Annotated in this window: 10 protein-coding genes and 1 tRNA gene; 2 read left to right on the top strand and 9 right to left on the bottom strand. The window is 71.1% G+C overall.

Annotated elements, in window-relative coordinates:
* Positions 1-138: 138 nt before the first annotated feature.
* From ACUJ8O_RS11080 to glsA, 9 genes are all read right to left on the bottom strand, one after another.
* Positions 139-921, bottom strand: a complete 783-nt coding sequence (locus ACUJ8O_RS11080) for a hypothetical protein (protein WP_445373378.1) — start codon at positions 919-921, stop codon at positions 139-141.
* Between the two features lie 306 nt (positions 922-1,227).
* A tRNA-Ile gene (locus tag ACUJ8O_RS11075) sits at positions 1,228-1,301 on the bottom strand.
* 45 nt (positions 1,302-1,346) lie between these two features.
* The gene (locus ACUJ8O_RS11070) at positions 1,347-2,567 is read right to left on the bottom strand and encodes a glycosyltransferase (RefSeq protein WP_078026175.1); all 1,221 of its coding nucleotides are present in this window, start codon (positions 2,565-2,567) and stop codon (positions 1,347-1,349) included.
* 126 nt (positions 2,568-2,693) lie between these two features.
* Positions 2,694-3,335: a CDP-alcohol phosphatidyltransferase family protein gene (locus ACUJ8O_RS11065; protein WP_144918981.1), complete on the bottom strand. Its 642-nt coding sequence runs from the start codon at positions 3,333-3,335 to the stop codon at positions 2,694-2,696.
* A gap of 151 nt (positions 3,336-3,486) precedes the next feature.
* A complete protein-coding gene (locus ACUJ8O_RS11060) occupies positions 3,487-4,410 on the bottom strand; it encodes a phage holin family protein (protein ID WP_144825477.1) in 924 nt (307 codons plus the stop codon).
* A 131-nt stretch (positions 4,411-4,541) separates the two neighbouring features.
* Entirely contained in the window at positions 4,542-5,375 is an 834-nt protein-coding gene (locus ACUJ8O_RS11055; protein WP_144918980.1) for an aldo/keto reductase, read from the bottom strand.
* An 80-nt stretch (positions 5,376-5,455) separates the two neighbouring features.
* Complete coding sequence (locus ACUJ8O_RS11050) at positions 5,456-6,526, bottom strand: nucleoside hydrolase (RefSeq protein ID WP_445373377.1); 1,071 nt, start codon at positions 6,524-6,526, stop codon at positions 5,456-5,458.
* On the bottom strand, positions 6,523-7,461 hold the full coding sequence (locus ACUJ8O_RS11045; protein WP_095347636.1) for an SDR family oxidoreductase: 939 nt from the start codon (positions 7,459-7,461) through the stop codon (positions 6,523-6,525). The genes ACUJ8O_RS11050 and ACUJ8O_RS11045 overlap by 4 nt, the downstream gene beginning before the upstream one ends.
* Positions 7,462-7,574: 113 nt before the next feature.
* A complete protein-coding gene (gene glsA, locus ACUJ8O_RS11040; protein ID WP_069941728.1) occupies positions 7,575-8,525 on the bottom strand; it encodes a glutaminase A in 951 nt (316 codons plus the stop codon).
* Between the two features lie 103 nt (positions 8,526-8,628).
* Here glsA and ACUJ8O_RS11035 point away from each other — a divergent pair, with 103 nt between their 5' ends.
* Positions 8,629-9,006, top strand: a complete 378-nt coding sequence (locus ACUJ8O_RS11035; protein WP_152743227.1) for a hypothetical protein — start codon at positions 8,629-8,631, stop codon at positions 9,004-9,006.
* 87 nt (positions 9,007-9,093) lie between these two features.
* A complete protein-coding gene (locus ACUJ8O_RS11030; RefSeq protein WP_036339491.1) occupies positions 9,094-9,939 on the top strand; it encodes an alpha/beta fold hydrolase in 846 nt (281 codons plus the stop codon).
* Positions 9,940-10,483: the final 544 nt, after the last annotated feature.

Here is a 10,483-nt window from a genome sequence, read left to right as displayed (position 1 = left end):
TTACACCACTTCCAGGGACTTGACCGAGGGCGCGTACCGCAGGCCGCGGTCGCCCGTGACTCGGAGTGTCACGCCAGACTCTCGACGAGGCACTGGCGGACCGAGGGAAGTATGCAGAGCTGACGTGAGACAACCGTATTAGCCACTCGCCCCGGAGGCCGGTGGGGCACCCTCGCTGGGAATGTAGGAGTCGTGGTGTTGGACGACGGCTTGCCGTAGCAGTTCAGCCTCGGCCATGGCTGCGGTCCCCTCCTGGCGGACGGCTTCGCAGTACCAGAGCACGAGCTCGGAGAACCGCTCCCCAAACTCGACAAGGACCGGTCGGAAGGGAAAGCCCCTCTCCTGATCCCGCAGGAATCGCTTCGCTCCCCCGCTGAACCCGTCCCAGGCAAGGAGGTTGGTGGCGTTCAAACACATCTCACCTTCCAGATGGCCGGGTCTGAAATGGAGCTTCGTAACCCATGGAGCCGTCTTGTGATGTTGCAGGTAGTTGCGGAAGCGCTGCACGAACGCCACGGAGGCATGCTCCCTCCTCGTGGTCGCATACCGGCTGTCGTACTCCTCCTTGAGGGCAGGGCTGCTCACGACGTGAAGCGTCGTCTTGATGTGATCTTCAAGGGCCTTCAGCGCGGCCATGCAGGAAAGGGCCTTGCGGTCCAGCACTCGAACAAGTTGGTCCCGCTCGTCCGGGTGGCCCTCGCTGTTCAGGCGGATAACGAGTTCCGGATCATGTTCGTATGACAGGAGGAGATCCGCGAGCTCCACATGTTCGTCGTTCCAAATGTCAAAGGACTTACCGAACTCGCCGATGTAGTACCAGTATCGATACCCCTCGCTTGCCGTGAGCTCCGCCTTGAGCTGCTCTAGGCGCGACTTCCATGCCTGATATGCCTGCGGGCCGAATGGCTGCGTCGGGTTCATGAGCACAGGCTAGGCCGAGCTGCAGGCAGGATCTACAGGACGATCATGGGCGTGAGCGAGTGGACGGGCCGCAATGATTCTGCCACCCGGTGACCTACGTGCTCTGCGGTACCCCTGTCGACAGCTGATCGGGCTCATGGGGGGGGGCATCCTCTCAAGGGGCGGCGCAGGGATTGGCTTCCGCGGAGTCTCCCGGACCCGCCCTCCGGGGGGTCGTCCGGCGCCTTAGGCCGTAGTCTTGCCCGTAGCTCCGCCAGGAACGCTGCCTCTGACCTGGAATAATCCCAGGTCAGAGGCCATTCCTCGTAGGGCGTGCGGGACTTGAACCCGCGACCCAGGGATTATGAGTCCCCTGCTCTGACCGACTGAGCTAACGCCCCTCCCCCGCGGCATCGCGCGGGACCCGCCCATCCTACCGACGGGTCTCAGAGCAGCGCGCGGACCTCGGCGGCCGTCGCGCCGCGGTAGAGGCGCTCGAAGATGTCCACCGTCTTCTGGGCGGAATGGTGCAGGGCCTTCGCGTGGGACGCCTCACCCATGGCGGCGCGCTCCGCGTCCGAGAGGTCGAGGATCCGGGCGATCCGCTCGGCCAGGGCCACGTGGTCCCCGGGCGGGAAGAGGTGGCCGTTGACGCCCTCGTCCACGAGGTGGGGCAACGCGAGGGCGTCCGCGAGGACCACCGGGGTGGACGCGCTGAGCGCCTCGAGGGTCACGAGGGACTGCAGCTCCGCCGTGCCCGGCTGGCAGAACACGTCGGCGCGCAGGTAGGCCGCCCGCAGCTCCTCCTCGGAGACGTGGCCGCGCAGCAGGACGCGGTCGGCCGCCCCCTCCTCGTCCACCGTGGCACGGATGCGGTCGCGCTGCTCGCCGTCGCCGACGATCTCGGCGTGCACGTCCAGGTCGGGACGGGTGCGGGCCAGGTGCGCGATCGCACGGATCAGCACCTCCACGTTCTTCTCCACGGCCAGCCGCCCCACGAAGAGCACGACCGGATGGCCGGGATGGTCCACCCTCTCCCCCGGCTGCAGCTCGTAGGCGCTCGCATCGATGCCGTTGGAGACCGGGAGGACGTTGTCCAGGCCGGCGTGCTCGGCCATGGCCTGCGCGGCGAGGGCCGTGGGGGTGGTGACCACCGCGCCCTTGCCCATGAGCCGACCCATGTCCTTCCACGACACCCGGGAGACGATGTCCAGGAACCACTGCGGGAACGGCAGGAACGGCTCGAGGTTCTCCGGCATGAAGTGGTTCGTGGAGACGATCCGGATGCGGCGCCGCTCGGCCTCGTTGATGGCGGCCTCGCCGATCATGTAGTGGCACTGGGCGTGCACGACGTCCGGCTGGACCTCGCGGTAGATGCGGCGGAAGGAGGTCTTGGCGTGCCGCGGGAGCACCACACGGTAGTACTCGTGCGTCGGCGCCGGCAGGGAGCGCAGCAGGTGCACGGTGGCCTCCGGCCGGTGCTCCACGGTGTCCGGGCCGGCGTCACTGCGCGGCATCACGACGTGGACCTCGTGGCCGCGCGCGTGCAGCGCCGTGGCGAGGCGGTGGCCGAAGGTGGCGGCCCCGTTGACGTGCGGCGGATAGGTGTCTGCGGCGATCAGCACCTTCAGGGGGCGGTCGGCGGCGATCCCGGGACGGTCGGACACGGCGGTCCCTCTCTGTGGTGGCGATGGCACGACGGCGCCCGGCCCGTGCCGTGAGGATCGGCCGCGGGCACGGCGCGCGTCCCACGGTAGCAACCGTCGGCGCCGGCACGAGGATGCGCGAGGGGGTCAGCCCCGGCGGGACGGGTCCTCACGCGGGTCCTGACCGTCCGCCCGCAGGCCGCGGGCCTTGCCCACCGCGCGCACGAGGTAGTCCCCTGCGGCGAGGATGTGCAGCAGGCAGCCGGCGCCGACCAGAGCCAGGGCCACGCCGCTCCACGGGCCGCCGTCGACCCCCGGCACACGGGCGAGCAGGAGCAGGGGCGTGCCCACCAGCAGCAGCGCGGTGCGCACCTTGCCCAGGACCGTGACCGGCAGGTCCGGGCTGCCCCCGAACAGCCACAGGCACACGGCGGCGAGCACGACGTCCGGGATCGCGATGGCCAGGGCGAGCCAGAGCGGGGCGATGCCCGTGGCCACGAACGTCACGGCCACCACCAGCAGGGAGAGGCGGTCCGCCACCGGGTCGAGCCACCGCCCGACCGTGGAGATCATGTCGAACCGGCGCGCCACGTAGCCGTCCACCCAGTCCGTGCCGGAGAGCACCGCCAGGATCACGAACGCGTCCAGGTGCCGGCCGTCGACGGTGAGCCACACGAACACCGGCACCAGGGCGAAGCGGGCCAGGGTGATGAGGTTGGGCACGGTCAGCCAGGTGTCGCGGACGCGGTACTCGTGGCCCTCGCGCAGGCCGACGTCGATCACACGCATGGGTCGCTCCTCCAGGGTCCGCGGGCGGACGCCCCCGCCGGGCGCCCGACACGCCCAGCCTACCGACGCCGTCGCCCCTCCCCGCAGACGACGAGACCCCGATCCGTGGGGATCGGGGCCTCGGGGGCTGGGGAGCGCGGGCGCCCCCGGATCAGCGGCGGCGCAGACGGCTGGCGAGCGCCACGAACGCGGCGGAGGAGGCGCCGAGCAGCGCGAGCGGCTGCCAGTTGTCCTTCACGTAGTCCTCGGCCTCGGCGGTCCGCTCCCCCGCGCGGGCGGCACTGGTGAACGGCGCGGTCTGCTCGGTGGCGTGCGCGGTCTCGGGGGTGACCCCGCGACCCTTGCGCTGGGCGGCGAAGGCCGCGAGCTGGCCCTTCACGCTGGTCTTCTCGTCCAGGCCGGAGCGGATGTCGCCCAGGTGGCGGCGGCGCAGGTCGGCACGACGGCGGATCTCCGCCTCGGTGGCGTCGTCACGGCCCGGGTGGGGAGCGGCCTCGCCGTTCTTGCGGGCCTTCTTGTTCTCCTTCTTCTCCACCTTCTTCCGCTCGGCCTCGCGGGCGGCCTCGACACGCTTGGCCTCAGCGCGCTCCGCCTTGAGCCGGTCGTACTCGGCCGGATCGAAGGCGTTGCCCTCCTTGAGGTAGCCGAGGTCGTACTCGAGGTTGCGCACGATCTCCTGCGGCACGAGCGGCATGGCACCCTTGACCATCACGAGGCCGACGCCGGCGAAGATCAGGCCGAGCACGAGGAAGGCCAGCGCCACCATGAGCGCCGGGAACCAGAAGGTCGGGTCGGCGAAGGCGCCGATCAGGGTCACCACGAGGGCGACCACCATGAGCGCGAGGAAGAACAGGCCCACCACCGCGATGCCGGCGCCGATGCCGGCCTTCTTGCCCTTCGCGGCCACGTGCCTCTTGGCGAGCTCGAGCTCGTCCTTCATCTGCAGGGGCAACAGGCGCACGACGGCGCCGAGCAGGTCGGTCAGCGAGCTCGCGCGGGTCTGCGGGGTCACCGGGACGGCGGTCCGCGGCGCGCGGACCTTCGACGCATCGGCGGGGGGAGCCTGGTGGGACATGGTGCATGCCTTCCGTGGAGTGCCTGGACAGATGCGCCCGGGCGGCGCGGCGGTCGCCGGGCATTCTCGAGCAAAGCTATCACCGGCCCGCCCCCAGGGGGACGGGCCGGGTGCGCGCGATGGCGGCTGGATCAGAAGTCGATGACCGCCGGGTCGGGGCCGAGACGGCCGTCCTCGCGGTCCAGCGCGTCGATCCGGGCGACGTCGTCGTCGGTGAGCTCCACCCCCGCGGCCTCGAGGTTCGAGACGATGCGCTCGGGCGTCACGGACTTGGGAATGACCACGAAGCCGTGGGCGAGGTGCCACGCGATGACCACCTGGGCCGGCGTCGCGCCGCGGGCCTCGGCGATCTCCGTGACCACGGGGTCGGCGAGGAGGTCGCCGCCCTGACCGAGCGGGGACCAGGACTCGTGGACGATGCCGTGGCGGCCCTCGACCTCGCGCAGCTCACGCTGCTGCCAGTACGGGTGGGTCTCGACCTGGTGGATCACGGGCACCACACCGGTGGCCTCGATGATCTCCTCGAGCTGGGCGGCCGGGAAGTTGGAGACGCCGATCGAGCGCACCTTGCCCTGCTTCTGCGCCTCGATCAGGGCCTTCCACGTCTCCAGGTACTTCCCCTGCGCAGGCTTGGCCCAGTGGATGAGGTAGAGGTCGACGTAGTCGGTGCCGAGCTTGTCCAGCGAGACGTCGAGGGCGGCGAGCGCCTCCTCGTAGCCCTGGTCCGAGTTCCACACCTTGGTGGTGAGGAACAGCTCCTCGCGGGCGACGCCGGACGCGGCGATGCCGCGGCCCACGCCCTCCTCGTTCCCGTAGATCGCGGCGGTGTCGATGTGGCGGTAGCCGGCGCGGATCGCCTGCTCGACGACGTCGGCCGCGACGTCGTCCTCGACCTGCCACACGCCGAGTCCGAGCTGCGGGATCTGCTGGCCGTCGTGGAACGGGACGGTGGGCACGCTGGTCATGGGGGCACTCCTGGGAGGTCGGGGTCGGGCGGATGCGTCGGATGCAACCGCACGCGGACGGGGGGCATTCCCGACGGCGGTCACCGGGCCGGGGAACCGCCGTCGAGCGTGCGCTCCCCCGCGACGACGGCGCCCACCGCGCGGGCGAAGGCCGCGAACACCTCCGCGGGGTCGTTGGCCGTGACGAGCTGGGCGTTGGGGCGCCTGCCCCAGATGTCCCGCGTGTCGTGGACGGTGGTGCCGCGCAACAGCTCCGAGTCCGCCTCGACGTCGACGACGGTGGCCCGCGTGGCGATGCGGGCCTGGCCCGCGGCCACCTGGGCGGCGAAGAGGTCGTGCAGGTGGGCGATGTAGCCCTGGTCGTAGTCGTGGTGGAACTCGAAGTAGAAGCGCAGCGCGTCGGCGAGCACGTCCAGGACGGGGCGGCCGGTCGCGGCGGCCGGCCCGGCGACCCGCGGTCGGTCCGCGGACCAGCCGACGGGACGGGCCCCGGCGTCGGCCAGGAGGCCGTCCAGCAGGGCCGGCGTGTACTCGATCCGCTCCGTGGTCTCGAGCGCGCACACCACCGGCAGGCGATCCTCGGGCAGGCCCTCGAAGGCCGCGAACACCTCCTTCGCGGCGTCCGGGTCCACCCAGGTGTTCCACTCGGCGGTGGGCGTGGTGTTGCCCGGATGATAGAAGGAGCCGCCCATGATCACGATGCCGCGGGCGAGGAACGGCAGGCGCGGCTCGACGCGCAGCGCGAGGGCCAGGTTCGTCAGCGGCGCGGTGCAGAGGATCGTCGTCTCCCCGGGGTGGGCCCGCAGCTCGTCCAGCCACACCTCCACGGCGGGCCGGGGCGAGAGCCACTCAGGGCGCCGATCGATCCGGGCATGGCCGAGACCGCCGTCGCCGTGGGTCTCCGGGGTGATGACCGCGGGCCGGCGCAACGGGGTCTCGGCACCGACGGCCACCTCGACGTCGGCCCGACCGGCCAGGTCCAGCACCGCAGCCGTGTTCAGGGCGCAGTCCCGGGCGGTCGCGTTGCCTCCCGTGGTCGTGACGGCCACGAGCTCGGGGCCGACACCCAGGCGGTGGGCGCCGACGAGGTGGAGCAGGGCGCAGGCATCGTCGATGCCGGTGTCGACGTCGGCGAGGAGGCGGGCGGTCACGGGGTGGGCGTGCCGCCGTTGGCGTTCAGGGTCTCGCCGTTGACGTAGCTGGACTCGCCCGAGGCCAGGAACACATAGGCGGGCGCCATCTCCACGGGCTGGCCGGCGCGGCCGATGGGGGTGCTGTGGCCGAACTCGGGCAGCTTCTCCTCGGGCTCACCGTAGGACACGTGCTGCACCGTCCAGATGGGCCCGGGCGCCACCGCGTTGACGCGGATGCCCTTCGGGCCGAGCTGCTCGGCCAGGCCCTTGGTGAAGTTGTTGATGGCGCCCTTGGTGGCGGCGTAGTCGAGGAGCCTCGGGTTGGGGTTGTAGGCCTGCACCGAGGTGGTGTTCACGATCGTGCTGCCCGGGCCCATGTGCTTCAGCGCGGCGCGGCTGAGCGTGAACATGGACATGATGTTGATCTGGAACGTCTCGTGGACCTGCTCGTCCGTGAGATCGGCCAGGTCATCGGAGATGAACTGCTTGCCCGCGTTGTTCACGAGGATGTCCAGGCCGCCGAGGCGCTTCGCCGCCTCGTCCACGAGGGCGGCGCGGTAGTCGGCGTCCATCAGGTCGCCCGGCAACGCGACGGCGGTGCGCCCGGCCGCCTCGATCGCCGCCAGGACGCGGTCGGCGTCGGGCTGCTCCTGAGGCAGGTAGGCGATGGCGACGTCCGCGCCCTCACGGGCGTAGGCGATGGCGACCGCGGCACCGATGCCGGAGTCGCCGCCGGTGATCAGGGCCTTGCGGCCGGTCAGCCGGCCCATCCCCCGGTACGAGTCCAGACCGATGTCCGGGACGGGATCCGTCTTCACGTCCAGGCCCGGCTCGGGCTGGCGCTGCTTGGCGACGCGGAGCTTCGGGTGGCGGGTGCGCGGGTCGTCGTGGGCCAGCTGGGAGTCCTGCACGGGGATCGCGGGGGCGTCGTCCTTCTTCTCTGGAGTGGTCATGGGCCCGATGCTACGAGGCGAGCGCCAGAGGGTGACAAGGGACGGGGCGCGGCGTCGTCGGCGGCGTGGCCCACGCGACGACGGCGCCGCGGCGGCTAGGCGTCAACGCGGGGTCAGCGGGGCCCGCTGAGGCCGCGCAGGGCGCCACGGTGCTGGAGCACGTGCAGGTCCCAGCGTGCGCTGAGCCCCTCGAACAACCCGATGCCACGCCGGGAGTTACCTTGCTCGTCCAGGCGCGGCGACCACGTGGCGATGCCCAGGGCCCCGGGCACGGCGCCGAGCAGCGCGCCCGAGACGCCGGACTTCGCGGGCACGCCGACCTCGGCCACCCACTGGCCGCTGGCGTCGTACATGCCGCAGGTGAGCATCACGGACATCGCCTGCTGCGCTACCCACTCGTCCAGCACCCGCTCCCCCGTCACGGGGTTCGTGCCGCCAGCGGCGAGGGTGGCGCCCATGACGGCCAGCTGGGGTGCGGTGACCAGGACCGAGCACTGCGCGAGGTACCCGGCCACGGCCTCGCGGGCCGAGATGGGCAGCCGGCCGGCGTCGGCGAGCAGGTGGGCCAGGCCCAGGTTGCGGTCGGCGCGGGTGCGCTCGGCGTCGAGGACGTCCTCGCAGACCTCCAGCTCGACGCCGGCCATCGCGCTGTAGCGGCGCAGCAGCAGGGCCGTCCGCTCATCCTCGTCCCCGGCGGGCAGGAGGGCGTGGACCAGGATGGCGCCGGCGTTGATCAGCGGGTTGTACGGCCGGCCGTCGTCGTGCAGGGACAGGTGGTTGAACGACTCACCGGAGGGCTCGACGCCCACGTCCTCCAGCACGTGGTCCAGGCCGATCTCCTGCAGCACCACCGCGTAGGTGAGGGCCTTGGAGACCGACTGCAGCGCGAAGGCGTGCTCGGTCTCCCCGGCGGCGGCCTGGTGACCGTCCACCGTGCACACCGCCACGGCGAGGCCGTCCACATGCTGGCCGGCGACGTCCTCGAGGTAGTCGGAGGGCTCACCGCGACGGTCGGACTCCACCTCGTCGAGCATCGCGCGCAGGTCGTCGTCGAATCGCGTCATGTCCATTCCTGGCACAGTAGTGGGCGGGCGCCCGGGTCGCGGGCGGGCGCCGGGCCGGTCACGGCGTTCACTGGACCGGGGCAATCGGGCCCAGCGGCAGGTCATGGCAAGACCCGGGGACCCGGGCCGGGAGTGTCGTCGGGGGCTGGATGTGCGGATCGGGACCTCCGGCTGGATCTACAAGCACGGGCGCGGGACCTTCTACCCGCAGGGGCTGCGGATCGCCGATCAGCTCGACCACTGCACGGAGCGCGACCGGGTGTCTCGCCTACGTGCGCTTCCACAACGCGGACCCGGACCGGCGCTACGGCGGATCGTTCTCCGACGCCGAGCTCGCCCCTGGGTGGGGCGGCTGCGGGAGCTGACCGGCGCGGACGCGGCGGGCGCACGGCCCGCTCACGTCTCCTTCTACAACGACAACCACGGCCACGCCGCCTTCAACGCGCTGACGCTGCGCAGGATGGCGGAGGCCGAAGCCTGACACGTGCCGAGCGCGTGCCTAGCGTGAGGAGGAAGCGGCGGCCGAGCGCCGCCGTCGTCCCCCGAGAGCACAGGAAGGCATGCGCACATGACCCTCATGCAGATCCCCACGGACCACGGCACGATCGGGCTGAACGTGGAGGAGTCCGGCCATGGGCGCCCCGTGGTCCTCATCCACGGCTGGCCGCTGACCCTCGACTCCTGGAAGGACCAGGTCGCAGCCCTGTCCCCGCACTATCGCGTGATCACCTACGACCGGCGCGGCTTCGGCGCCTCGGAGAAGCCCGCCGGCGGCTACGACTACGACACGATGACCGCCGACCTGCACGGCCTGCTCACCGAGCTCGACTTGCGCGACGTGACGCTCGTGGGCTTCTCGATGGGCGGCGGCGAGGTGGCGCGCTACATGTCCCGATTCGGCGCGGACCGGATCCACTCGGTGGTGTTCGCCGGCGCCGTGCCCCCGTACCTGCTGAAGACCGACGACAACCCGGACGGCCCGCTGACCGAGAAGCAGGCCGCCGAGATGCGCGCGGGTCTCGAGAAGGACCGCGAGTCGTTCTTCGACGACTTCACGACGACGTTCTTCTCCACCCCCAAGCTCGCCGGCCTGACCAGCAGCCTGAAGGTCACCGAGGAACAGCGCCAGGAGGCCATCCGGATGGCGCTGCAGTCCGACCAGACGGCGGCGCTGGCCTGCATGGACGCGTTCGGAGCCACCGACTTCCGCCGCGACCTGCCCGCAGTGACTGTGCCGGCCCTCGTCCTGCACGGCGACGCCGACCAGATCGTGCCGTTCGAGGGCTCCGGCAAGCGGACGCACAAGGCGATCGACGGCAGCCGCGTCGAACTGGTCAAGGATGCCCCGCACGGCTTCAACACCAGCCACTCCGAGGAGTTCAACCGGATCCTGCTGGAATTCCTGGCGGAGTGAGGGGGCAGGTAGGCCCACCAGAGTGCTGAACGCGACACGGCACTCGTGGGGGTGGTGCATGCCATCCACCACGGCGCCGACGCTGACCTGTCAGGCTCGATCCGACGCCGTGATCACCCGGAGCGCGGGATCAGGCCGACCGGCCGGCAGAACCGCGCGTCAGGACGTCGAGTACGAAGCCGATCGGCCCATGACGGGTGCGCGCGTCCTGAAATAGGCCAGATCGGAACTGCGAGCCCCGGTCCTCGTGCACCAGGCACCCAGCCACCACGGCTGCACCGCCGCGGCCTGCGACGGCCTTGTTCGCGCAGAGACAGAGCTTCTCCTCAGCCGTGAAGTGCTTCCTGATGTCGGTCAGTCAGAGCCTGCGCGGCGCTTCTGGAGCGGGCTGGCGCACAGACCGAGGTGCTGTCGATCCATGACGGCGAGATTCAGGCGCGTGAGAAGGGTCTGCCATGAGTTTGCTTGACACGAGTTATCAGGCGGCGGCAGCCGCCTGGACTGATTGAACCATCTCGAACTCGACAGGGGTGAGCTTCCCGAG

The sequence above is a fragment of the Micrococcus sp. EWR3.9.1 genome (genome assembly GCF_052615555.1).
This window is presented reverse-complemented; position numbering and strand designations above follow the sequence as displayed.